At 73.7% G+C, this 23,393-nt stretch carries 22 protein-coding genes and 1 pseudogene; 14 read left to right on the plus strand and 9 right to left on the minus strand.

The features are described 5' to 3' along the window. Nucleotides 1-2,262: a transglycosylase domain-containing protein gene (locus VM242_01915; protein ID HVM03903.1), complete on the minus strand. Its 2,262-nt coding sequence runs from the start codon at nt 2,260-2,262 to the stop codon at nt 1-3. 250 nt (nt 2,263-2,512) lie between these two features. On the opposite strand from VM242_01915, the pseudogene VM242_01920 reads away from it, so the two are divergent. Together VM242_01920 and VM242_01925 are read left to right on the plus strand one after the other, a co-directional pair. After that, nucleotides 2,513-2,788 (plus strand): annotated as a pseudogene (locus tag VM242_01920) (HU family DNA-binding protein). Between the two features lie 214 nt (nt 2,789-3,002). After that, on the plus strand, nt 3,003-3,416 hold the full coding sequence (locus tag VM242_01925; GenBank protein ID HVM03904.1) for a hypothetical protein: 414 nt from the start codon (nt 3,003-3,005) through the stop codon (nt 3,414-3,416). Nucleotides 3,417-3,456: 40 nt separating this feature from the next. Here VM242_01925 and VM242_01930 read toward each other — a convergent pair whose 3' ends face one another. From VM242_01930 to VM242_01945, 4 genes are read right to left on the minus strand one after another with little or no spacing between them, the layout of a single operon-like run. Then, nucleotides 3,457-4,194: a PIG-L deacetylase family protein gene (locus tag VM242_01930; GenBank protein ID HVM03905.1), complete on the minus strand. Its 738-nt coding sequence runs from the start codon at nt 4,192-4,194 to the stop codon at nt 3,457-3,459. Further along, complete coding sequence (gene cofC / locus VM242_01935) at nt 4,191-4,745, minus strand: 2-phospho-L-lactate guanylyltransferase (GenBank protein ID HVM03906.1); 555 nt, start codon at nt 4,743-4,745, stop codon at nt 4,191-4,193. The genes VM242_01930 and cofC overlap by 4 nt, the downstream gene beginning before the upstream one ends. A gap of 29 nt (nt 4,746-4,774) precedes the next feature. Next, on the minus strand, nt 4,775-5,086 hold the full coding sequence (locus VM242_01940) for an antibiotic biosynthesis monooxygenase (protein HVM03907.1): 312 nt from the start codon (nt 5,084-5,086) through the stop codon (nt 4,775-4,777). Then, entirely contained in the window at nt 5,083-5,925 is an 843-nt protein-coding gene (locus tag VM242_01945; protein HVM03908.1) for a metallophosphoesterase, read from the minus strand. The genes VM242_01940 and VM242_01945 overlap by 4 nt, the downstream gene beginning before the upstream one ends. A gap of 43 nt (nt 5,926-5,968) precedes the next feature. Here VM242_01945 and VM242_01950 point away from each other — a divergent pair, with 43 nt between their 5' ends. Then, nucleotides 5,969-6,982 carry an NAD(P)H-dependent glycerol-3-phosphate dehydrogenase gene (locus VM242_01950; protein ID HVM03909.1) on the plus strand — a complete coding sequence of 338 codons (1,014 nt, stop codon included), beginning with the start codon at nt 5,969-5,971 and terminating at the stop codon, nt 6,980-6,982. Between the two features lie 173 nt (nt 6,983-7,155). Here the strand turns inward: VM242_01950 and VM242_01955 are convergent, their stop codons facing one another. Together VM242_01955 and VM242_01960 are read right to left on the minus strand one after the other, a co-directional pair. Then, complete coding sequence (locus tag VM242_01955; GenBank protein ID HVM03910.1) at nt 7,156-7,782, minus strand: methylated-DNA--[protein]-cysteine S-methyltransferase; 627 nt, start codon at nt 7,780-7,782, stop codon at nt 7,156-7,158. Next, nucleotides 7,779-8,276 (minus strand): RNA polymerase sigma factor, encoded by a 498-nt coding sequence (locus tag VM242_01960; protein HVM03911.1) that lies wholly within the window; start codon nt 8,274-8,276, stop codon nt 7,779-7,781. The genes VM242_01955 and VM242_01960 overlap by 4 nt, the downstream gene beginning before the upstream one ends. Before the next feature lie 80 nt (nt 8,277-8,356). Between VM242_01960 and VM242_01965 the strand changes: the two genes are divergently transcribed. From VM242_01965 to VM242_02015, 11 genes are all read left to right on the plus strand, one after another. Continuing rightward, nucleotides 8,357-9,748 carry a hypothetical protein gene (locus tag VM242_01965; GenBank protein HVM03912.1) on the plus strand — a complete coding sequence of 464 codons (1,392 nt, stop codon included), beginning with the start codon at nt 8,357-8,359 and terminating at the stop codon, nt 9,746-9,748. Between the two features lie 12 nt (nt 9,749-9,760). Further along, nucleotides 9,761-10,099: a divalent-cation tolerance protein CutA gene (gene cutA, locus VM242_01970; GenBank protein HVM03913.1), complete on the plus strand. Its 339-nt coding sequence runs from the start codon at nt 9,761-9,763 to the stop codon at nt 10,097-10,099. A gap of 27 nt (nt 10,100-10,126) precedes the next feature. Next, nucleotides 10,127-11,128, plus strand: coding sequence for a selenide, water dikinase SelD (gene selD / locus VM242_01975; GenBank protein HVM03914.1), 1,002 nt, complete (start codon nt 10,127-10,129; stop codon nt 11,126-11,128). 22 nt (nt 11,129-11,150) lie between these two features. Next, a complete protein-coding gene (locus tag VM242_01980; protein HVM03915.1) occupies nt 11,151-11,861 on the plus strand; it encodes a ribonuclease HII in 711 nt (236 codons plus the stop codon). Next, nucleotides 11,858-12,703, plus strand: coding sequence for a transporter substrate-binding domain-containing protein (locus tag VM242_01985; GenBank protein HVM03916.1), 846 nt, complete (start codon nt 11,858-11,860; stop codon nt 12,701-12,703). The genes VM242_01980 and VM242_01985 overlap by 4 nt, the downstream gene beginning before the upstream one ends. A gap of 218 nt (nt 12,704-12,921) precedes the next feature. Further along, nucleotides 12,922-13,620 carry an amino acid ABC transporter permease gene (locus VM242_01990; GenBank protein ID HVM03917.1) on the plus strand — a complete coding sequence of 233 codons (699 nt, stop codon included), beginning with the start codon at nt 12,922-12,924 and terminating at the stop codon, nt 13,618-13,620. Then, complete coding sequence (locus VM242_01995; protein HVM03918.1) at nt 13,617-14,351, plus strand: amino acid ABC transporter ATP-binding protein; 735 nt, start codon at nt 13,617-13,619, stop codon at nt 14,349-14,351. Before VM242_01990 ends, VM242_01995 begins: the two co-directional genes overlap by 4 nt. A gap of 68 nt (nt 14,352-14,419) precedes the next feature. Then, nucleotides 14,420-14,638: a hypothetical protein gene (locus VM242_02000; protein HVM03919.1), complete on the plus strand. Its 219-nt coding sequence runs from the start codon at nt 14,420-14,422 to the stop codon at nt 14,636-14,638. Between the two features lie 44 nt (nt 14,639-14,682). Further along, nucleotides 14,683-15,225 (plus strand): hypothetical protein, encoded by a 543-nt coding sequence (locus VM242_02005; protein ID HVM03920.1) that lies wholly within the window; start codon nt 14,683-14,685, stop codon nt 15,223-15,225. Nucleotides 15,226-15,249: 24 nt separating this feature from the next. Next, complete coding sequence (locus tag VM242_02010) at nt 15,250-19,095, plus strand: ABC transporter ATP-binding protein (protein ID HVM03921.1); 3,846 nt, start codon at nt 15,250-15,252, stop codon at nt 19,093-19,095. Between the two features lie 119 nt (nt 19,096-19,214). Beyond that, complete coding sequence (locus tag VM242_02015) at nt 19,215-21,140, plus strand: hypothetical protein (protein ID HVM03922.1); 1,926 nt, start codon at nt 19,215-19,217, stop codon at nt 21,138-21,140. Nucleotides 21,141-21,197: 57 nt separating this feature from the next. Here VM242_02015 and VM242_02020 read toward each other — a convergent pair whose 3' ends face one another. Then, nucleotides 21,198-22,034: an arginine deiminase-related protein gene (locus VM242_02020; protein HVM03923.1), complete on the minus strand. Its 837-nt coding sequence runs from the start codon at nt 22,032-22,034 to the stop codon at nt 21,198-21,200. A 10-nt stretch (nt 22,035-22,044) separates the two neighbouring features. Further along, nucleotides 22,045-23,259 carry a TIGR00300 family protein gene (locus VM242_02025; protein HVM03924.1) on the minus strand — a complete coding sequence of 405 codons (1,215 nt, stop codon included), beginning with the start codon at nt 23,257-23,259 and terminating at the stop codon, nt 22,045-22,047. Nucleotides 23,260-23,393 lie beyond the last annotated feature (134 nt).

Here is a 23,393-nt window from a genome sequence, read left to right on the forward strand (position 1 = left end):
CTACGGCGGCGACGGCGCCGTGGTGGTGGTGGTCGTCGTCGTGGTCGAGGTCGTGGTGGGCGCAGCGGTCGTGGTGGTGACCGGCGCGGTCGTGGTCGTCGTCACCGCCGGGGCCGTCGTCGTGGTCGTCCCCCGGCGGGGCGCGGTGGTCGTGGTCGCCGCCGCCGTGGTGGTCGGGCTGCGGACGACGGTGGGGTAGGGGAGCGTCGGGGCCAGGGGCGGCAGGGTGGCGACGGTGGTGGGGACGGGCGCCGTCGTGGGCGGTGTCGTCCCCACGGTCGGGGCGGGGGCGGCCGGGCGCCGGTCGTCGCGGTCCAGCCCGAGGGCGCCCGGCGAGGCGGTGAAGATGTCCTCGGCGGGAAGCGGCTCCACGGCCGCCCGCATGGTGCCGGCGAAGATGGCCGCCGGGAACGACCCGCCGGTCACCCGGCGCCCGTGCACGTCGGTCATCGGGACCACGGCGTCGGGATGGCCGACCCACACGGCGGTGGCCAGCTGCGGCACGAAGCCCACGAACCAGGCGTCGCCGTACTCCTGGGTGGTGCCCGTCTTCCCCGCCACCGGCCGGCCGATGGCGGCGCCCTGGCCCGTACCGTCGGTGACGACCCGGAGGAGGGCGGCGTTGAGCACACCGACCTCCTTCTCGTCGAACACCTGCCTCGTGTCGGGCTCGCGCTGGAACAGCACCTTGCCCTCGCGGTCGCGGATCTCGGTGATGGCGTAGGGCTCGGCCAGGACGCCCTTCGCCGCGAATGCCGCGAAGGCGGTCGCCTGCTCGAGCGGGGTGACGCCTCGGCGCAGCCCGCCCAGGGCGATGGCGGGACGGGCGCCCACGTTCTCGGCGACGTCGTGGATGCCGAGGGCCTCGGCCGTGCGTACGACGGCACCGGGCTCGATGTCGAGCACCAGCCGGGCGAAGACGGTGTTGATCGACCTGGTCATGGCCTCGTCGAGGCTGGCGCGGCCGCGCCCCTCGCCCTCGTAGTTGTGCACGGTGTAGCGCTCGCCCCGGTAGGTGAAGTCCTGCGGGGAGGAGGCGTCGAAGGTCGAGCGCGGGTCGACGCCGTCGGCCACCGCCGCCAGGTACACGTAGGGCTTGAACGACGACCCGGGCTGGCGCCGCCCCTGGCTGGCCAGGTCGAACTTGAGGGTGGCGAAGTCGCGGCCGCCGGACAGGATGCGGATGGCGCCGTCGCCGGGGACGACCGACGCCACCGCCGCCTCGGGGTCGGCGGGGTCGGGGAGCGCGGCCTGCACCGCCGCCACCGCTGCCTCCTGGGCCTTGGGATCGAGCGTGGTCTTGATGGTGAAGCCGCCCGTGAACAGGCGCTTGCTGCGGACCTCGGGGCTGGCGCCCAGCTCGGGCAGGGCCGCCGCCTCACGCTTGACGAACTCCACGAAGTGGGGCGCCTGGCCGCCCGTCGCCGCGGCGGGGACGACCTCCAGTGGCGCGGCCAGCGCCGCCTGGAGCCCGCCCTCGTCGAGCCACCCGTGCCGGCGCATGTTGCGCAGCACCTGGTCGCGGCGCGCCTCGACGCGGTCGGGCCGGGCCCGGGGGTCCAGCGCCTCGGGCGCACGGATCTTCCCGGCCAGCGTGGCCGCCTGGGCGGGGGTGAGCTGCTCGGGCGCCGTGCCGAAGAAGGCCTGTGACGCCGCCGACAGCCCGTAGGCGCCGTCGCCGAAGTACACCTGGTTGAGGTAGCGCTCGAGCAGCTCGTCCTTGGAGTACCGCTCCTCCAGGCGGACGGCGTACTGCACCTCGTTGAGCTTGCGCAGGATCGTCCGCTCGGAGTCGGTGTAGTTCAGCTTGGCCAGCTGCTGGGTGATGGTGCTCCCGCCCTGGAGCCCGCCCTGGGCGTTGCGCACGACGGCCCGCAGCACCGCCGTCGGGTCGATGCCCCCGTGGTCGTAGAAGTTGGCGTCCTCGGCCGCCAGCACGGCACGGGTGACGTGGTCGGGCAGGGCGTCCAGCCGCACGGGCTCGCGGCGCTGGGCGCCGTCCAGCTCGGCCAGCACGGAGCCGTCGGCGGCCAGGACGGTGCTGCCCTGGGAGAGGTCCTCGAAGTTCCCGATGTCGGGTGCGATCGGTGAGAGGGCCACCAGGATGGCCCTGCTCGACAGCACGGCGACGCCTCGTCGCAGCGGAGCGACCAGCCCGACGACCACCAGGACCACGGCAGTTACGAGCGCGATGCGGCCCCAGGGAAGCCGGCGGAAGCGCCCCCGGGTGGGCGCGCCGACACCCGCCGCATCGGTCGGCACGCCGCGTCTCGCGACGATCGAAGGTGCTCCGCCGTGTTGGTTCGACACTGAAGGTGTGTGTGCCACACCGGATCGGGCGGCAAACCTGGCCCGCCGAGCTGCGGAAAAAACCGTTGCCGCGCAATGATTTTCCGACATGGGCTTCCAGAAAGCGTTGTGGCGCAAGCAATTTCGTCGGAAATGCTTGACCTCGCGGGCTGCTTCCTCTTTGATTGGCAGTCGTACTTCCCCAACATCCGAGGAGGATGGCGTGAACAAGGCCGAACTGATCGAGAAGGTGAAGGACGCGGGTGGCCTCTCGAGAAGCCAGGCCGAGGCAGCGGTCGATCTCACCCTCGACTCGGTGGTCGCTTCCATCAAGTCGGGCGAGCGGGTCAGCCTGTTCGGCTTCGGCACCTTCACCCCGTCGTCCCGCGCTGCTCGCACCGGCCGCAACCCGCGGACCGGTGAGCCGGTCAAGATCCCGGCATCCACGGGCGTTCGCTTCGCTCCCGCCGCTGCGTTCAAGGCGGCTCTGAACCCGAAGTCCGCCGCCAAGAAGGCGTCGGCGGCCAAGAAGGGGGCCAAGGCGGCCCCTGCCAAGAAGGCGGCGAAGGCGGCCAAGGCGGCACCGGCCAAGAAGGCGGGCGCATCGAAGAAGGCTGCGCCGGCCAAGAAGGCCTCGTCGGCCAAGAAGGCCTCGTCGGCCAAGAAGGCCGCGAAGTCCACCAAGCGATAGCGAAAGGCGGGTAAGAACTCACATGAGCCCCACGGCACCCAAGAAGGCGACCGGCGACGCGACGGCCAAGAAGGCCAGTCCGCGGAAGGCGGCGAAGGCCAACAAGGAAGCGACGAGCAAGCCGAACCCACCCACCGGGAAGGCGGGCGGCGCCCAGAAGAAGCAGGCGGGCTCGCCCGCGCTGGCTAAGACGACGATCCCCAACAAGCCGCCGGCCCGGGGCCGGGGCGTGTCGCCCTCGGCCGAGAAGGCCAGCGCCACGGGCAAGACGGGTGGCGCGGCCAAGAAGTCCGCCGCCAAGAAGGCGGCGCCGGCCAAGGCGGCGTCGAAGGGCGGCGCCAAGTCGACGGCCAAGAAGGTCGCCGAGAAGGCGTCCCCCAAGAAGGCGGCGAGCGGCGTGAAGGCCGCGCTCAAGCGGGTCGTAAAGAAGAAGTAGCGGTCCGACCTGCGGGCGGCGCCCCGGCGTGCCGCCCGCGCTAGAGCTTCGTCATCAGCTTGAACGCCTCGCCGAGGGCGACGGCGGCCACGGCGCCCTGCTCGGCGAGGCGTTCGAGCATGCGCCGGCGGAACGCGTCGACCTCGTCCTCGGCGTCGGGGTCGTCGATGCGCATCGTCGACCGGAACTGGCTGCGGTGCTCGAGCAGGGCGGCCAGCTTGGTGCCCTGGTGGCCGGCGACGTCCTCCACGTGGTCGACCTCGTCGGCCTCCCACAACAGCAGCGCCGACGGGCGGTGCGGCTCGATCCCCTGGTCGGGGAAGAAGTGGGGGTCGCGGGCGGCCACGATGCCGTCGGTCACGAGGAAGCCGGCGTTGCGGTGGTCGGGGTGCAGCCGGTAGCGGCGCCACGGGTCGTGGCCCAGCACGACGTCGGGCCGGATGCGCCGGATCCACTCGGCGACCTGCGCCTGCTGCTCGAGCCCCGACCGCAGCTCGCCGTCGGTCCAACCGAGGAAGACGACGTCGCCGGCGCCGCCCAGCGCCCGCGACGCGGCCCGCTGCTCCTCCTGGCGCCGGGCCACCAGCTCCGCCACGTCCTCGTCCGGGTCCCACGAGCCCTTCGACCCGTCGGTGCAGACGAGGTGGTGGATCTCGCAGCCGGCGGCGGCCCACTTGGCGAGGGTGCCGCCGCAGCCGAACTCGACGTCGTCGGGGTGGGCGCCGACGGCCAGGGCGCGGGCGGGAACGTCCAGGTCGGTGGTGACCTCGGCGCTCATCGCGGGGTGGCGCACAGCCCGGCCGGGGCCAGGTCGTCGGGCACGTCGACGTCGGCTCCCAGGCGCGGCTCGCGCACGACGCGCAGCGGGAGCCCGAGGTCCAGGGCGGCCCGGGCGTGACGGCGGAAGGAGGAGGGCCCGTACGAGAAAGGGAAGTCGCCGGCGGTCGGGACGCAGATCACGTTGGTCCCGTCGTCGCGGCGGTCGGGCACGATGGTGACGCCGGGGAAGCGCGCCACCCACGCCAGGTTTACGGCGAGGGGCAGGTCGGCGTGGGCCACGATGACCCGGGTGGCACCGTCCACCGCCAGTGCCTTCACGCCGTCGGCCACCGCGCCGTCCAGCCCCCGCCCCGGCGCCCACACGACCCGGGCACCCTCGGACACCGCCCAGTCGGCCACCTCGGCGTCGTCGCACACGACGGCCCGGGGGAGCTCCCCGGCCGCCCGCAGGACGGAGGCGGCCATCGACCGGGCCAGCTCGGCCCGGGGCGCCGGGAGCAGGGCGCCCGCCAGCCTGACCTTGGCCCGGGCGAACGCCTTGAGCGGCACGAGGACGGCGACGGCGGGGATGGCCGCTCCTACGCCAGGACCTCGAACACCCGCACCACCGGTTCCTGGCGCAGCAGCTCGAAGAGCCGGACCTGGGCCTCCTTGGCCGGGCGCGAGGCCATCGCCGCGTCCATGGCGTCGGCCGTCTCCCACCGGGACACGGCGGCGCACTCGAGGAGCCCGCCCGGGTTGTGGTCCACGCTCAGGACCAGCTCCATGCTCACGCAGCCGGGCATGTCGCGGAACACGGGGAGGATGTCGTCGGCGAACAGGCGCCGCACATCGGCGAGGTCGGCCGGGTCGACCGCCGTCTGGAACATCCGCATCACCGCCGTGCTCACGGCGCCCAGCCCGTCTTGGAGAACATGCCGGCCAGCTCCGGGCTGGTCTTCAGGCGCATGGCGTGGCGATCGAGCTCGGCGCCGAAGCGCTCGCCGATGCCGGGGTAGCGCAGGGTCACCCGGATGGCGCCCTCGGTCACCTCGATCATGTTGTACGACGGCCGGGTGTAGCCGCGCAGGCGGTACGACGACACCGTCCCCGAGTTGACGATCAGGATGTCGTTGAGCAGCCACACGTGGGGCACGTGCTTGTGCCCCGAGAGCACCAGGTGCACGTCGAGGTCGTCGAGCAGGGTGAGCACGTCGCCCGAGTCCCACACCTCGTTGCGCTCCCTCCCCGTCCCCGGCACGGGCACCAGGTGGTGGTGGAGCACGAAGCAGCGGACCTCGGCGTCGCCGGCGAACTGCTGGCGGATCCAGTCGTAGCGCTCCCGCCCGACCTCGCCCTCGGCCAGGTCGGGTTTGGACGAGTCGATGGCGACCACCCGCATGGACAGCGGGGCGTCGCCGGCGATGTGCAGCATGCTGTCGCCCTTCCCGACGCCCTCGCCTATGCCGAAGGTGTCGCGGAAGTGCAGGTAGCCGACGTTCTTGGAGTCGTGGTTCCCGGGGATGACGATGGCGCGCAGCCCGGCGTCGAACAGCGGCTGGAGGTGCTGCTGGGCGGCGCGGAACTCGTGGGCGTAGCCGTCGGTGGTGAGGTCGCCGCCGACCACGACGAGATCCGGCTGGACGGCGATGATCTCGCCCACGGCCGCCTCCAGCAGGGCGGCGTCGAAGAAGGGCGATCCGCAGTGGAGGTCCGACAGCTGGGCGATCAGGAACTCCTCGCGCGCCACGGGCGAAGTGTAGGGGTGGTGCCGCGGTACCTATGGTGAGCGGGTGGCGACGAAGGTGGCCGTGCTCGGGGCCGGGTCGTGGGGGACGACGATGGCGGCGATGGCGACGTCGCACGCGCCGACGACGCTGTGGGCGCGCCGCCCGGAGCTGGCGTGCGCCGTCAACACCGAGCACCGCAACCCCGACTACCTCCGCGACGGAGCGCTCCCCCCGGCCCTCGTCGCCACCGCCGACCTGGAGGAGGCGCTGGACGGGGCGTCGGTCGCCGTCATGGCCGTCCCGTCGCACGGGTTCCGCGCCATCCTCGAGCAGGCGGCGCCGTTCCTGGGCGCCGGGACGCCGGTCGTCAGCCTCACCAAGGGCCTGGAGCAGGGGTCGCTCAAGCGGATGACCGAGGTCATCGCCGAGGTGGCGCCCGGCTGCCCGGCCGGCGTGCTGACCGGGCCCAACCTGGCCGGCGAGATCCTGGCCGGCCAGCCGGCGGCCAGCGTCGTCGCCCTCGACGACGAGGGCCTGGCCGCCGAGATCCAGGCGCTCCTCAGCACGCCCACCTTCCGGCTCTACACCAACCCCGACGTGGTGGGCTGCGAGGTCGCCGGCGCCGTCAAGAACGTGACGGCCATCGCCGCCGGCATGGGCGACGGGATGGGCTTCGGCGACAACACCAAGGCGGCGCTCATGACCCGCGGCCTGGCCGAGATCACCCGCCTGGGCACGGCGCTGGGCGGGCACCCGCTGACCTTCTCGGGCCTGGCCGGCATGGGCGACCTGGTGGCGACGTGCATCTCCCGCCACAGCCGCAACCGCCACGTGGGCGAGCAGCTGGGCCGGGGCCGGGCGCCCGCCGAGGTGCTGGCGGGGACGCGCATGGTGGCCGAGGGCGTGAACACCTCGCGGGTCGTGCTCGAGCTGGCGGCGACCGTCGGCGTGGAGATGCCGATCGCCGAGCAGGTCGTGGCCGTGCTCCACGAGGGCAAGCGGGCCGTCGACGTCATCCCCACGCTCATGCTGCGGGAGGCCAAGCCCGAGCACACCGGCTTCGTCCCCACCCGGTAGGAGCGCGGGCCGGAGCCGTCACGCTCCCCCGGGCCGCTCCCGCACCTCGACCGCCCGCCGTGTGGCGCCCGCTGCTCCCGGCCGTCCGCCCGTCCGCCCCACCCGTCGCTCCCGTCGGCGAAAAGGGCGCATAGCGCCCCTTCTTGCCGCCGGAACCGGTGCCGGCGGTCCGCCTACGCCGCTTCCAGCGCCAGGAGCGCCCGCTTCACGTCGAGGCCGCCCAGGTAGCCGCCGAGGGTTCCGTCGCTGCGGACGACGCGGTGGCAGGGGACGACGACCGGGACGGGGTTGGTGGCGCACGCCGTGCCCACGGCGCGCACGGCGGCCGGGCTGCCCGAGGCGGCGGCGACGGTCGCGTAGCTCTCCGTGCGCCCGTAGCCGATGGTGCGCAGGTGCTCGAGTACGACGCGGCGGAACGGCGAGGCGAGGCGGAGGTCGACGGCGAGGTCGAAGCGCCGGCGGCGCCCGGCGAAGTACTCGTCGAGCTGGCGGGCGGCGTCGTCGAGGCGGGCCGGGGCGTGGAGGACCCGTCGGCTGACCCTCGAGGCGATCGCCTCCAGGACGGCGTCGTGGCCCTCCACGTCGAACGCGACCCGCACCAGCCCTTCCGGCGTCGCGGCCACCAGCAGCGTCCCGATGGGCGTGGCGACCGTGCGGTAGGCCACGTCGAGGAGGCCGGCGCCGGCGGCCGAGTCGACGAGGCGGGCGTGGAGCCGCCCGACGACCTCGCCGTCGTCGCCGTCGGCCCAGCCCGGTACCGGACCGGTGAGGTGGGCCACCAGCTGCCCGTCGGTCGTCACGACGCCTCCTCCCGTGCCCACGTCCTGCGCAGGGCGGCCACGCCGTCGGACGCCGACCGGCGGGCCGCCACCTCGCTGCTGCCGATGAGGGCGCCGACCTCGGCGTAGGGCAGGCCGGCCACGTGGTGGTAGGCGACGGCCGCCCGCTGCTTGAACGGCAGCGCCGCCAGCGCCGCCCACAGCGCCGGGTCCCGCTCCGCCACCGCCTCGTCGAAACCGTCCTCGACGCCCCCGGCCAGGGTGGCAACGTCCGCGCTGGCGACGGGGGCGCGCGACGACGCCCGCAGGCGGTCGACCGCCTTGCGGTGGGCGATGGTCACGAGCCACGCCCGCACGTCGCTCCCCGGGCGCAGCCTGGGATAGGCCTCCAGGGCCGCGAGGAACGTCTCGGACCAGGCGTCGTCGGCGTCGGCGGGGCCGAGCAGGGCGCGCACGACCCGGAGCACCACCGGCCCGTGGTCGGCGACGACGGCCTCGAACGGGCGCACGCTCACACCGGGGCCAACGTCCGGCGGCCCCGGAACGTGAGGTCGCCCGCATCGCGCCGGCGGCGGGTGACGCGACACTGTCGTCCATGGCCTGCCTGCGGACGTCCACGGGGGGGACGCCCCCGGCTGACCCCCTGGGCGAGGCGATGGCCGCCGCCGTCACCGACGTCCTGGAGGGGTCGACGGTCGACCTGACCTACGCCCCGAGCGACGGGCCTCCCGCCGAGCCGCCGCCGGAGCCGGGCATGGCGACGGCCACCGGCCCCGGCCCGTCGGGCTGGCACGCCACCGTCACCCTGCGCCTCGACGAGCGGGTGGCGCGGCTGGTCGCGTCCGGGCGGCGCACCTCGATCGTCGAGCTGCTCGACACCCTGCCCTCCGCCGCCATCCGGGCCGCCGGCCGCTTCCGCCACCACCATGCGACGGGGGACGCCGCCGTCGCCCCCGCCCAGCGCCGGGCGCTGCGCGACACCCTCGCCACCGAGGTGCTGACCGACTACCTGGCGTCGCGCCTCGGCCGTCCGCCCCGCTCGGAGTTGGTCGCCGAGACGCTCGAGTTCCTCGTCGAGCTGGGTGGCACACGGGTGGAGTCCCACGACCTGACCCATGGTGTCATCGTGGCCGACGTCCTGCGGGACCGGCCGAGGCTGGAGTTCGCGTACCCCCGGGACGTCCGGGCCGCCAAGCGGGCGCCACTGCTGTTCGACGGCCAGCGCTCGGTCCTGGTCGTCGATCCCGAGGGCCGGGCCCGGACCGAGCTCCAGCGCCACCGCTTCGAGCGGCTGGCGCCCCACGTCGACCCCTCCCACGTCCACGAGGACGACTCGGTGGAGAGCGGCTCGCTGGTCGCCGCCGCCACCAGCGCGCTGGGCGGCCTGGGGTTCTTCGTCCGGGCCGACCGCAGCATCTGGACGTTCGTGGACGGGCAGCCCCTGCTCGTCCGCCGGGGCGAGCACTGGACGGCCTTCCCGCTCGAGCTGGCGTCGCTCATCTCCCGGATGATCGGTGGCGGGTCGGTCGCCGAGATGGTGACGCGGGCCGCCTTCATGATCTCGGCCCAACCGGGCGGGGCCATCCTCGCCATCGTCGACGACGCCGCCGTCCTCGACGGGGTCGTCCCGCCCAAGGACCGCTACGACCTGCGCCACGAGGTGATCCGGACGGCGAGGGAGATCCGGCCCGAGGCGCGGCTCCACCACCTCATCGACGCCGAGGAACTCGATGAGCACACCCTCGCCCGCCTCGCCCTCCTCGACGGCGCCACGGTGCTGGACCGGCACGGGCGCCTGCTGGCCTACGGTGCCATCGTCACCAGCACGGACAGCGAGCACGAAGGTGCCCGTACGGCCGCCGCCAAGACCCTGTCGGAGACGGCGAGGGTGGTGCTCAAGGTGTCCGTCGACGGCGACATCACGGTGTTCCGCGACGGCGCCCACGTGGCGACGCTCCTGGGCCGCCCCGCCCACTTCACCCCGTAGCAGGATGGCTCCATGGACGACGCGAGGCACTACCAGGTCCTGACGGCGGCAGGGAGCGAGGACGAGGCGGCGGCCATCGCCGACGCCCTCCTCGACCGCCGGCTGGCCGCCTGCGTGCAGGTCCTCGGGCCGGTCCGCAGCCGGTACCGTTGGGCGGGGCGGGTCGAGTCGGCCGACGAGTGGCTGCTGCTGGCCAAGACCACGGCTGCCGCCGTCGGCGAGGCGATGGCCGAGATCGGGCGGCGCCACAGCTACGAGACGCCCGAGGTGACCGCCACGCCGATCGTGGCGGGCAGCGCCGGCTACCTGCGGTGGATCGACGCCGAGGTCGCCGGCCCGACGGCCCCGTAGCGCCACCCCGGCCGTACGCTGGGCTCCATGACCGTGACCGAGCTGAAGCTGACCGAGTGGACGTCGTGCGGGGGATGCGCGGCGAAGTGGGGCGCGGCGCCCCTGAACGCCCTCGTGCGCCAGCTCGCCTGCGCGTCGTCGGACCTGCTCGTCGGCCTGGCGCCGTTCGACGACGCCGCCGTGTACCGGCTGACCGAGGACCTGGCCCTGGTGTCGACCACCGACTTCTTCCCGCCGCTGGTCGACGACCCGGCCGACTTCGGCGCCGTAGCCGCCGCCAACGCGTGCAGCGACGTGTTCGCCATGGGGGCCCGGGTCGTCCTGGCCCTCAACATCTCGGCCTTCCCCGAGCGCATGCCGGTGGAGGCGGTGGCCGCCATCCTCGGCGCCGCCGGCGAGGTGGTCGGCCAGGCCGGCGGCGTGGTCGCCGGCGGCCACACCATCCGCTCCGAGGAGCCGATCTTCGGCCTGGCCGTGCAGGGCCTGGTGCACCCCGACCGGGTCTGGACGAAGGCGGGGGCCCGGCCGGGCGACGTGCTGGTGCTCTCCAAGCCCCTCGGCACCGGCATCGTGCTGGCGGGGGGCTCGCCCGAGGACAAGACGGCGGCCATCGCCCGCATGCGGGTGCTGAACCGGGCGGCCGCCGAGGCGCTCCTGGTCCTCGACGAGCCTCCGCACGCCGTCACCGACGTCACCGGGTTCGGCCTCCTCGGCCACTCGTGGGAGATGGCGGAGCGGTCGGGCGCCGTCGTCCGCATCGACTCCGCCGCCCTGCCGCTCTACGAGGGCGCCCTCCAGGCGGCCGAGGCGGGCGTCCGCACGGGCGGCGACGCCCGCAACCGGTCGCACCTCGAGCGCATCGTCACGTCCACCGCCGGTCCGGCCCTCGAGGCGCTGGCGTACGACCCCCAGACGTCGGGCGGCCTGCTGGCGGCGGTGCCGGCGGCCGCCGCCGGGCGCCTGGCCGACGCCGGCTTCGTCGCCATCGGCGAGGTCGCCGACGGCGAAGCGTCCGTGACGCTGAGTTGACCGCCCGCTAGCGTCCGCGGCCGTGGCGACCGCCGGCCATCAGCTGCGCCCCTCCCTTCGTCCCGCGGCGCCGACGCTGGCCCGCGAGCGGGCGCTGTGGGCGGACGGGCACGACGTGGTGGTCGGCGTGGACGAGGTCGGGCGGGGCGCCTGGGCGGGCCCCATCAGCGTCGGCGCCGCCGTGGCGCCCACCGACCGGCGGGTCTACAAGGTGCGGGACTCCAAGATGCTCACCGAGCCGGAGCGTGAGCACCTGTACGACCGGGTGGCGTCGTGGTGCCGGGCGTGGGCCGTCGGCCACGCCTCCCAGGAGGAGTGCGACCGGCTCGGCATGTCGGAGGCGCAGCGGCTGGCGGCCCGCCGGGCCCTCGCCGGCCTCGGCGTCCGACCGACGCACGTGCTCGTCGACGGCCGCTGGGACTTCGTCGGCCTGGGCCCGTCGGCCACGACGCGTATCGTGAAGGGCGACGCCACGTGCCTGTCCATCTCGGCCGCCGCCCTGCTGGCCAAGGTCACCCGAGACCGCCTCATGCGGGGCGAGGCGCCCCACTTCCCGGGGTACGACTTCGACCTCAACAAGGGGTACCCGTGCCCCCGCCACAAGGCCGCCCTCAAGGCATGGGGGCCGACCGCCATCCACCGCCGGACCTGGGTCTTCATGGACCATCTCCCATGGGGGCCCCAGCGGCCGGCTCCGCCCACCCAGCCGGAGATCCTGGAGGAGACGCCATGACCATCCGTCCCGTCCGCTCCCGCCTGCTCGTGCTGGTCGCCGCCCTGGCGCTGCTGGGCGCCGCCTGCGGCGACGACGACGACGTGGAGACCAGCGCCACGTCGACCACGGCGGCCGGGGGCGCCACGCCGGGCGAGAACCTCGACCTGGTGTCGGAGGGCAGGCTCACCGCCTGCACGGACATCCCGTACGCCCCCTTCGAGTTCGAGCAGGACGGGAAGTTCGACGGCATCGACATCGAGCTGGTCCGGGCCGTGGCCGGGCGGCTGGGCCTCACGGCCGAGTTCAAGGACGTGGACTTCGAGTCGATCTTCGCCGCGCTGAACGCCGGGGAGTGCGACATCGTCGCCTCCTCGGTGAGCATCACCCCCGAGCGCCTGGAGACGCTCGACTTCTCGGAGGGCTACTACGAGATCAACCAGTCCCTGCTGGTGCGCAAGGGCGAGGAGGCGACGCTCGGCGACCTCGACAAGCTCGCCGGCCGGACCATCGGCGTGCAGTCGGAGACGACGGGCGCCGCCTACGCCCGGGCCAACGCCGAGGGGGCGACGATCCGCGAGTTCACCGGCGCCGATGAGCTGTTCACGGCGCTGAGGGCCAGGCAGGTCGACGCCGCCCTCCAGGACCTCCCGGTCAACTCGTACAACGCCAAGACGACGGGCGAGACGGTCGTGGCCAAGGTGTTCACCGAGGCCGAGAAGGAGCAGTACGGCTTCGCCATGAAGAAGGGCAGCGCCGAGCTGAAGGCGGCGATCGACGACGCCCTGGAGCAGGTGAAGGCGGACGACACGTACCCGACGATCCTGCGCCGGTTCCTGGGCGACACCGCCGGGGCCGTCTAGTGCTTCGACCTCATCCGTTCGCTTCGGTCACTCCATTCGGTCGAGTCGGATCGTGCTGCGGCGGGCGAGCGGAGCTCGCGCCGCCTCCGCGCTGTCCTTTGTCGGTGTCGGCAGCCGCAGAGGCCGCCTGCGGCGGCGAGTGCGGCCACGGACCTTGCCGACGGGGGCCGGGGGGAGCGGGCTCCGGCCCCTCCCCCCGCTGAGCCCCGGTCGCGGTCGTGGACCGCCTGCTCGACGAGTTCTTCGACCTCGACGTCATCGCCGACCTGTTCCCGGGACTCGTCACCGAGGCCATGAAGAACACGCTCGTGTTCACCGTGCTGGGGTTCTCGGGCGGGCTGGCGCTCGGCCTGGTGCTCGCCCTCATGCGCATCAGCCGCACCCGGTGGCTGCGGTGGCCGGCGGCCACCGTCGTCGACGTGTTCCGCGGGCTCCCCGCCCTGCTGGTCATCGTGTTCATCGGCTTCGGCGTCCCGATCGCCTTCCCCGGGCTGGAGTACCCGTTCCGGAAGTACACGCCCGGGTGCATGGCGCTCGCCCTCGTGGCCGGCGCCTACATCGCCGAGACGGTGCGGGCCGGCATCGAGGGCGTCCCCAGGGGCCAGATGGAGGCGGCCCGCTCGCTCGGCATGAGGTACCGGACGGCCATGCGGCGGGTGGTGCTGCCCCAGGCCTTCCGGCTGGTGATCCCGCCCCTCACCAACGAGCTGGCCCTGCTGTTCAAGGACACCTCGCTGCTGGCCGTGCTCGGCACCGAGGCGGGCGGCAAGGAGATCCTCAAGTACGTCCGCGACGCCGTGAACCGCACGGGCGACACGTCGCCCCTCGTCGCCGGCGGCCTCGCCTACCTCGTCATCACCCTCCCGCTGCTGCGGGCCGTCGCCGTGCTCGAAGGGCGCGCCCGGGCGTCGCGATGAGCGATCCCACCATCGTCGTCGAGGGCCTCGTGAAGCGCTTCGGCGACACCGAGGTGCTGAAGGGCATCGACCTGGAGGTCGCCAACCGCGAGGTCGTGTGCGTCATCGGTCCGTCCGGCTCGGGGAAGTCCACGCTGCTGCGTTGCATCAACCGGCTGGAGGAGCCCACCGCCGGGCGGATCGTGGTCGACGGCGTGGAGGTCACCGACCCCCGGGTCGACCTCGACCGGGTGCGGACGTCGATGGGCATGGTGTTCCAGCAGTTCAACCTGTTCCCGCACAAGACGGCGCTCGGCAACGTCACCCTGGCCCTGCGGACGGTGCTGAAGCTGGACCGGCGGGCGGCCGACGAGCGGGGGAGGGCGATGCTCGAGCGGGTCGGCCTGGCGGCCCGGGCCGACGCCTACCCGTCCCGGCTCTCGGGCGGCCAGCAGCAGCGGGTGGCGATCGCCCGGGCCCTCGCCATGGAGCCCACCGTCATGCTGTTCGACGAGGTCACGTCGGCCCTGGACCCCGAGCTGGTCGGCGAGGTGCTGGGCGTGATGCGGGACCTGGCCGAGGGCGGGATGACCATGGTGGTGGTCACCCACGAGATGGGCTTCGCCCGCACGGTCGCCGACCGGGTCGTCTTCGTCGACGAGGGCGTGATCGTGGAGCAGGGCCCACCCGTCGAGGTCATCGGCAACCCGCGGCAGGCCCGCACCCGGGCCTTCCTCTCCAAGGTCCTCTGACGAGACCGGCGCCCGGTGCGGCCGGTCCGCGACTGGGACACGCCCGGGGGTGCCGCTATCTTGGCGGCATGTCGAGTCGTGACGCCCTCGTGCTGCGGGCCTTCGCTGGCTGGACGGTGTTCGTGTGGGGCAACCGGATATGGAACATCCTCCGGGACGGCGAGCACGGCGCCGCCTTCAAGGTCGTCCACCTCGCGCTGGCGCTCGTGTCCGTGGCCTTCGCCGTGGCGGCGTGGTCGATCGTCACCAGGAACCGCAGGCGCGACCGCGTCGACATCGGCTCGTAGGGACCATCACGAGTGCCGGCTTCGCCAGTGGCGACCGGTTCGTGGTGGGGTGCTGGGAGCGCTCGCCCATCGGCCCCTTCGCCGACGTCATGTGGGCGACGCCCGACGGCCAGCGGCGGCTGCTCGTGCCGAGCGGCGGGGCGGGGGCGTTCGTGTCGGCCGTCTACACCTTCGACCGGGTCGACGTGGTGCCCTTGGTGGCGGCGCTGGCGGGCGCCGAGCTCGACGTCACGGCCGGTGACGTCCGGCTCCACGTCACCGGTGGCCGGGGGTGGCGCATCCCGTTCGCCCCGCTGCGCACGCCGGCGGTGACCCGTTGGGTGGAGGCACCGGTGGCGCACGCCCTGGTCCGGGTGCAGACCTACGGCACCAGCCCGACGGGCGTGCGGGAGTGGTACCGGGCCGACGAGTACCGCCCCGTGGCGGCGGCCCGGGCGACGGTGGCGGGCCGCGACCTGGGCCCGCTGCGCCCGAGGTGGAAGGCGGCCGCCTTCGGGTTCAGCGAGCCGCCGAGGCGGGCCGCCATGGTGCGGGTCCGACCGATGCTGGCCGACCCGAGCGGCCGGCTCGACGCGGTGCTCCCGTAGCCTTCCGAGGGAGGCGAGGGCCGCTTGGAGCACACCACCGCACCACCCGAGGACGCCACCCCACCGGCCGGCGGCTGGGCCCGCCGGCTGTGGCCCTACCTGCGGGCGCACCGCCGCGACGTCGTCCTGTGCTTCGGCGCCGCCTTCGTCGGCCTCACCGTCGCCGCCCTGATCCCCCTGGCCCAGAAGGTCGTCGTCGATGACGTGGTCCTCGACCGGCGCCGGCCCCTCGGACTGTGGTTGGGCGTGCTGGTGGGCGCCGGTGTCGTCCGGTTCGGGGCGGCGCACGTCCGCCGCTACGTGGGCGGCCGGCTGGCCCTGCTCGTCCAGCACGACCTGCGCAACGACATCTTCGCCCGCCTCCAGCGCCTCGACTTCGCCCGCCACGACGAGGCGCACACCGGCCAGCTGGTGTCCCGGGCCGGCTCGGACGTGATGTTGGTGCAGACCCTCTTGAACTTCCTGCCCCTGATGGCCGGCAACGTGGTGATGCTGGTGGTGTCGCTCGCCGTCATGACGGTGCTGTCACCGCTGTTGACCGTGGTCGCGCTGGTCGCCGTCCCCCTCCTGCTCGTCTTGGCCGCCCGCCTGCGCACCACGGTGTTCCCCGCCGCCTGGGACGCGTCCCAGCGGGCGGCCGAGGTCGCCGGCGTGGTGGAGGAGGCGGTCAGCGGCGTCCGGGTGGTGAAGGCGTTCGGGCAGGAGAGCCGCGAGCTGGAGCGCCTCACCCGCGCCGGTGAGGACCTGTTCGCCTCGCGCATGCGCGCCGCCCGCATCGAGGCCCGCTACGCCGCCACCTTCCAGCTGGTGCCGGCCCTCTCCCAGGTGGCGGTCCTGGCCCTCGGCGGGTGGCTGGCGCTGCACGGGCGCATCAGCGTCGGCACCTTCCTCGCCTTCTCGTCGTACCTCGTCCAGCTGGTCGGGCCCGTGCGCATGCTGTCGGCCCTGCTGGTGGTGGGCCAGCAGGCGCGGGCGGGCACCGAGCGCATCTTCGAGGTGCTCGACTCCAACCCGGGCGTGGCCGAGCGGCCCGGCGCCGTTACCCTCCCGCCGCTGCAGGGCGAGGTGGCCTTCGAGGGGGTGAGCTTCGGGTACCTGCGCTCCGAGCCCGTCCTGGCCGGCTTCGACCTGTCCGTCCGGCCCGGGGAGACGGTGGCCCTGGTGGGGACGTCGGGGTCGGGCAAGTCGACCGTCGCCATGCTGCTGCAGCGCTTCTACGACGTGCACGCCGGGGTGGTCCGCGTCGACGGGACGGACGTGCGGGACGCCACCTTCGAGTCACTGCGCCGCCAGGTCGGCGTGGTGTTCGAGGAGACGTTCCTGTTCTCCGACACCGTCCGGGCCAACATCGCCTACGGGCGGCCCGACGCCACCGACGACGAGGTGGTGGCCGCCGCCCGGGCGGCGGAGGCGCACGACTTCGTGGCCGCCCTCCCCGACGGGTACGACACCGTCCTCGGCGACCGGGGGCTGACCCTGTCGGGCGGCCAGCGCCAGCGCGTCGCCCTCGCCCGGGCCCTGCTCACCGACCCCCGGGTCCTCGTGCTCGACGACGCCACCTCGGCCGTCGACTCACGGGTGGAGGCCGAGATCCACGCCACCCTGCGCCGGATCCTGCGCGGGCGGACGACGTTGCTGGTCGCCCACCGGCGCTCCACGCTCCATCTGGCCGACCGCATCGCGGTCGTCGACGGCGGCGCCGTGGTGGACGTCGGGACCGACGCCGAGCTGCTGGCCCGCTGCCCGCTCTACCGGCGTCTGCTGGCCGGGCCCGGGGACACCGTCGAGGGCGACGAGGCACCCGGCCCGCCGAACGGAGCGGAGGCGGAGGCCGACCTGGCCCGGGCCGGCGCCGCCGGCGAGGGCGACGACGGCGGGGTCACGGCCGCCCTGTGGCGGCCGGCGGCCGGCACCGCCGGAGAGGCGCCGCGCCCCCGGGTGACGTCGGCACCCACGGGCGGGGCGGTCGGCCCGGCCGGTCACGGCTCGCTCCTGAGCGGCCCCGGTGCGTCCGACTTCCTGGCCCGCATGGGCACCACGCAGGAGCTCGTGGAAGCGGTCGAGGCCCTTCCGCCGGCCACCGACCGGCCGTCGCCCCGGGCCCGGGAGCTGGTGGCGGAGGCCGGAGCGCCCGGCGACACCCGCTTCGGGCTCCGCCGCGTCGTCGCGCCCTACCGCGGCCCGCTCGCCGTCGGGCTGCTCCTGGTGGCGCTCGACACCCTGGCCGCGCTGGCGGGACCGGCGCTCGTGCGGCGGGGGCTGGACGCCGGCGTGGTCGCCGGTTCCGAGCGGGCGCTGTGGGCGGCCAGCATCGCCTTCCTGGCCGTCGCCCTGGCCAACTGGGCCAACGTCTACACCCAGCAGCGGTACACCCGGCGCACGGCCGAGGAGCTGCTGTTCGGGCTGCGGGTGCGCATCTTCGCCCATCTCCAGTCCCTCGGCCTGGACTTCTACGACCGGGAGATGCCGGGGCGGATCATGACCCGGATGACCACCGACGTGGAGAGCCTCTCCACCCTGCTCCAGAACGGGCTGCTGAACGCGGTGGTGAGCCTCCTCAGCTTCGGCGGCGTGGCCGTCGCCCTGGTGGTGATGGACGTGCGCCTGTCGCTCGCCACCATGGCCGTGCTGGTGCCGCTGACGGCCGCCACCGTGTGGTTCCGGCGCACGTCGGCGGCCGCCTACGACACCGCCCGCGAGCGGATCGCAACCGTCAACGCCACCCTCCAGGAGAACCTGTCGGGGGTCCGGGTGGCCCAGGCGTACGGGCGCGAGGGGCGCAACATCGGCGAGTTCCGGCGGATCAGCGGGGAGTACGTCAGCGCCCGGCTCGGCGCCCAGCGGCTGGTGGCGACCTACTTCCCGCTGGTGGAGCTGCTGGCCGAGGTGGCGGCCGTGGTGGTCCTCGGCGTGGGCGCCGGGCGGGTACGGGCGGGCACGCTCACCCCGGGCGAGCTGGTCGCCTTCCTGCTGTACCTCAACCAGCTCTTCTCGCCCGTCCAGCAGCTGTCGCACGTGTTCGACAGCTACCAGCAGGCCCGGGCGTCGATGCGGCAGGTGGCGGCCCTGCTCGCCACCCCGACGTCCACGCCCCGCCCGGCCTCGCCCGTCCCCGTCGGCCGGCTGGCGGGCGAGGTGCGGTTCGAGGGGGTGCGCTTCCGGTACCCGACGGCCACCGGGGACGCCCTCGCCGGTGTCGACCTGTCGGTGCGGGCGGGCGAGCGGGTGGCCCTGGTGGGGGAGACGGGCGCCGGCAAGTCCACCCTGGTGAAGCTGCTGGCGCGCTTCTACGACCCCACCGAGGGCTCCGTCACGGTGGACGGGGTCGACCTGCGGGAGATCGACCTGGACGCCTACCGCCGCCAGCTCGGCTACGTCCCCCAGGAGGTGTTCCTGTTCTCGGGGACGGTGCGGGACAACATCGCCTACGGGCGCCGGGACGTCACCGAGGCCGAGGTGGAGGCGGCGGCCCGGGCGGTCGGCGCCCACGAGCTGATCGCCCGCCTCCCCGGCGGGTACCTCCACCCCATCACCGAGCGGGGCCGGTCCCTGTCGGCCGGGCAGCGCCAGCTCCTGGCCCTGGCCCGCGCCCACCTCGTCGACCCGGCCGTGCTGCTCCTGGACGAGGCGACGTCGAACCTCGACCTGGTGACCGAGGCGCGGGTCGCCCGGGCCATGCAGGCGGTCGCCCACGGCCGCACGACGATCCTGGTCGCCCACCGGCTGCCGACCGCCGCGGTGGCGGACCGGGTCGTGGTGGTGGACGCGGGCCGGGTGGTGGAGGAGGGCACCCACGCCGAGCTGCTGGGCCGGGGCGGCCACTACGCCCGCCTGTGGCGGGCCTTCCAGGTGGAACCGCAGGCCGTCTAGAGGAACCGACGAATCCGGGGCGGCTCTGGCGATTGGGGGGTGCGCGGGCTCGGGAGAAATGGGAGGCTTTTTGGCGATCCGTACCGCGCCGGTGGAGCGGGGAAGACGAGGAGGTGCCGATGCGGACGAAGGCGCTGTTGGGGACCGGGCTGGCCCTGGCCCTCGTGGTGTTGGGCTCGCCGACCACGGCGTCGGCCCACCCACAGCAGCACGGGCCGACCGACGGCCACCTGACGGGGACCGGGGACTACGGGAAGATCGAGCTCGTCGGCCAGGTGGAGGTCACCGAGACGGAGGGCCTGGTGGCCGACGTCGCGGCCTTCGGGGACTACGCCTACCTCGCCAACTGGGGCGAGCCCGACTGCGCCGGCCCCGAGAAGGGCGGCGTCAACTCGCCCGACGCCGGCGCCTGGGTCATCGACATCTCCGACCCGTCCAACCCGCGGGAGGTCAACTTCATCCCCATGCCCCAGGACACCCGTCCCGGCGAGGGGATGCAGGTGCTGCACATCGAGACCGCCAAGTTCACCGGCGACGTGCTGGTCATGAACGCCGAGGCGTGCGGCAAGAACTACAAGGGCGGGTTCATGCTGTACGACGTCACCAACCCGCTGAAGCCGGTGAAGCTGGCCGAGGGCTGGGGCGAGCGCACCAAGTCCGACACCCACCAGACCCACAGCGCCTTCGTGTGGCAGCCGCCGGGGTCGTCCAGCGCCTACCTCGTGCTCCAGGACGAGGAGGACCTCGCGGACGTCGACATCTTCGACATCACCAACCCCCGGCGCCCGCGGCTCATCAGCGAGCTGAACCTCAACACCTTCAACGTCGCCCAGCCCGAGCTCAACCTGGCCGATTCGTTCCTGCACGACATGACGGTCAAGTGCATGACCACCGGCACCTATGCCGGCAGGTGCATCATGATCGCCTCGTACTGGGACGGTGGGTACGTCCTGCTGGACGTCACCGACCCGGCCAACCCCATCTTCCTCTACGACACCGACTTCGCGGCGATCGACCCGGAGTTGCTGGAGCAGACGGGCACCGCCCTCACCCCGGAGGGCAACGCCCACCAGGCCGAGTTCACCGCCGACAACCGGTTCTTCATCGGGACCGACGAGGACTTCGCTCCGTACCGCTACCGCATCAGCACCGACGACGGGGGCCTCTACGACGCCAGCGAGTTCTCCTGGACGGTCCCCATCCAGGACGCAACAGAGATCAGCGGGCCGACGGTGTTCGGCGGCTACGCCTGCCCCGCCGACCGGGCCTCGATCCCCTCGGCCGACACCTTGGACCTGGCTCCCGACGAGGAGGCGATCCTGGTGGTCCAGCGGGGCCCGGCGGGTGACCCCAGCGCCTCCGGCGCGGCGTGCTTCTTCTCCGAGAAGGTGGAGACAGGGCAGCTCCTCGGCTACGACCTGGTGATCGTGGCCAACCATCACACGGGCGCGCTCGGCGGCCTCGGGCCGGACGCCTACTTCTGCGGCGCCATGGGCCACGAGTTCGACGTCCAGATCTCGGCGCTCTGCGTCGGTCACCGCGCCATGCACGAGCTGTTCGACGACCCGAACGCGGCCGACAACTTCACATATCCGGAGTCGTACCCCACGGTCGGCACCGTCGGCGACACGTTGACGCTCACCAGCGCCTTCGACGGCTGGGGCTACGTCCACCTGTTCGACGCTGCCACCGGCGACGACCTCGACACGTTCGCCATCCCCGAGGCCATGGACCCGGCGTTCGCCACCGGGTTCGGCGACCTGACGGTCCACGAGGTGGCCACCGACCCCACCGACCCGAGCCTGGCCTACCTGTCGTACTACGCGGGCGGCCTGGTGGCGGTCCAGATCCAATGCTCGAACCCGGCCGACAACGCCACCTGCGAGCTGGTCGAGGTGGGCGGCTACCTCGACCCGGAGGGCAACAACTTCTGGGGCGTGGAGGTGATCCCCAACCCGGCCGACGACCCGAACGTGACGGGCGACGAGGTGCTCATCCTGGCCAGCGACCGGGACTACGGGCTGTTCATCTTCCGGGACCCGTGAGCCGCCCCGCCCGACGGGAGCAATCGTGACGGAGGGGCCGGTCCGTCGGCCCCTCCGTCACGCCCGGTGGGAGGTGCGGAGGTCGACGTCGAGGGCGAGAGTGAGGCAGCGGCAGGCGCCGCCCGCCTTGAGGAACTCGCCCACGTCGTGCACCGCCACCTCGAACCCCCACGACTCCAGCGTGCGGCCGACGGCGGGCGGGCACGACGGCATGTGCACCACGTCGCCGACCACGACCGAGTTGGCGCAGAAGGCCAGCGCCTCGTGCTCCTCGAGGACCAGCGGCTCGGGCACCAGGGCCTCGACCACCTTGCAGCCGTAGCGGTCCCACCCGGTCGGGGCCACGATGGCCCGGCGGTCGTCGAGCGGGCAGAAGGTCAGGTCGAGGTGGTAGAGGCGGGGGTCGACCAGCTCGACCGACCGTACCGGTGCGCCGGTGAGCCGGGACAGGGCCGTGTGCGAGGCGGCGTCGGAGCGGGTGCGGTAGCCGGACAGGAGGACGCCGGCGAAGGGCAGGGCGTCGCCCGCCCCCTCGTGGGAGACGTCGGCGGGCAGCGGTGCGACCTCGTACCCGCGGGCCTCGAACCAGGCGACGTCGTGGGGCACCTCCTCCTGGCGCTCGGGGTGGCGGAACCGGGCGGGCACGTAACGAGAGCCGCTGACCACGCCGGCGTTGGCGGTGAACACCAGGTCGGGCAGGCCCTCGACCGGCTCCATGAGCTCGACCACGGCGCCCGAGCCCCGCAGTGCGTCCACCAGCGCGGCCCACTGCACGCGGGCCCGCTCGGGGTCGACGGCCACCTCGACGCTCATCCACGTGTTGATCTCGTAGAGCACCCCGAAGTGCTCGGGCGGGCACATCAGGTAGCGCCGCCCCCACGGGAGGCCCCTCACGGCCCCGGTCTCACCCGCACAGCTCCTGGCAGAGGCCCTCGGCGAACAGCCCGACGTCGGTGACGATCCCCAGGGCCTGGTGGCTGCCCCGGTCGGCCAGCTTGGTGACGACCGCCTGGTTGATGTCCACGCAGAAGGTCTCGACGCCCGACGGCAGGCAGTTGCCGGTGGCGATGGCGTGGAGTGTGGACGCCAGCATCAGGGCCACGCCGACCCCCGGGAGCAGGTAGCGCATGGCGTCGGCCGCCTCCACCACGTCGGCGTACACGTCGGGCAGGGGACCGTCGTCGCGGATGGAGCCGCCCAGCACGAAGGGCACGCCCCGCTTCACGCACTCGTACATCACGCCGCCGTCCACGTACCCGGCATCGACGGCCGCCGCGATCGACCCGTAGCGGCGGACCTCGTTGATGACCCGGAGGTGGTTGGCGTGGCCGCCCTCGGCGGCGATGCCGGCGTCCACCGACACGCCGAGCGAGGTGCCCATGACGTTGGTCTCGATGTCGTGGGCGGCGAAGCCGTTGCCGGCGAACAGGACGTCGATCCACCCGTCGCGGACCATGCGGGCCACGGACGGCGCCGCCCCGGTGTGGACGACGGCGGGCCCGCACACCGCCAGGATGCGGCTTCCCGCCTCGCGCTGCATGCGCATGCGCGCGGCGACGTCGGCGACCAGCAGGGCCTTGGGCTTCTCTGAGGACACCTCCGAGCTCATGAACTCGAACGGGCTGGCGCCCCGGGGCCGCGCCGGGGGCGTCACCCGGATGCCCTCGTGGCCGACCACGACGAGGTCGCCGACCCGCACCCGGTGCATGGGGACCGTCCGGGCCCGGCCGCCGGCCGTGACGACCAGCCCGCAGTCCATCTCCGGGTTCTCCACCTCGACCCACCGGCCCGCCACCCGGACCGCCGTCGGCAGGTTGGTCGTCGAGTAGAAGCCGGCCGGCAGCACCCCGTCCCGGTCGGCCGCCACCAGCTCGGCGTCCACCACGTGGGCCCGATTGGCGCCGTGCGCCTGGAGCTCGACGAGCACGGACGTGAGGGTGTCCTCGTCGTCGGCCACGACCTCCAGGCGGGCCCGGCTCTCGTCGTGGTTGGTGCGCCCGATGTGGACGTCCAGCACCCGGTAGTCGGCACCGGCGGCGAGGATCACGTCCATGACCTTGGCCAGCGTCAGCGAGTCGATGATGTGGCCCTCGACCTCGACGACCTCCGACACGGTCATGTAAGCACCTCGGGTCCACCACTCGGCTCGGGGCACGGGGTCAGATGGGTGCCCCGGTGGTTTCGGGACGAGGCGAGCAATGTCGGTCTGCGGGTCGCGTGTTGAGCGTGTCGCCGCGCAGCAGTGATTGCCTG

Source organism: Acidimicrobiales bacterium (assembly GCA_035540975.1).
Lineage (GTDB): Bacteria > Actinomycetota > Acidimicrobiia > Acidimicrobiales.

What these genes read in the sequence shown, in the direction of transcription:
- VM242_01925 (HVM03904.1), top strand. Translation starts at nt 3,003, where the DNA reads ATGAGCCCCACGGCACCCAAGAAGGCGACCGGCGACGCGACGGCCAAG.
- VM242_01930 (HVM03905.1), bottom strand. Translation starts at nt 4,194, where the DNA reads ATGAGCGCCGAGGTCACCACCGACCTGGACGTTCCCGCCCGCGCCCTG.
- VM242_01965 (HVM03912.1), top strand. Translation starts at nt 8,357, where the DNA reads ATGGCCTGCCTGCGGACGTCCACGGGGGGGACGCCCCCGGCTGACCCC.
- cutA (HVM03913.1), top strand. Translation starts at nt 9,761, where the DNA reads ATGGACGACGCGAGGCACTACCAGGTCCTGACGGCGGCAGGGAGCGAG.
- selD (HVM03914.1), top strand. Translation starts at nt 10,127, where the DNA reads ATGACCGTGACCGAGCTGAAGCTGACCGAGTGGACGTCGTGCGGGGGA.
- VM242_01985 (HVM03916.1), top strand. Translation starts at nt 11,858, where the DNA reads ATGACCATCCGTCCCGTCCGCTCCCGCCTGCTCGTGCTGGTCGCCGCC.
- VM242_01995 (HVM03918.1), top strand. Translation starts at nt 13,617, where the DNA reads ATGAGCGATCCCACCATCGTCGTCGAGGGCCTCGTGAAGCGCTTCGGC.
- VM242_02000 (HVM03919.1), top strand. Translation starts at nt 14,420, where the DNA reads ATGTCGAGTCGTGACGCCCTCGTGCTGCGGGCCTTCGCTGGCTGGACG.
- VM242_02015 (HVM03922.1), top strand. Translation starts at nt 19,215, where the DNA reads ATGCGGACGAAGGCGCTGTTGGGGACCGGGCTGGCCCTGGCCCTCGTG.
- VM242_02025 (HVM03924.1), bottom strand. Translation starts at nt 23,259, where the DNA reads ATGACCGTGTCGGAGGTCGTCGAGGTCGAGGGCCACATCATCGACTCG.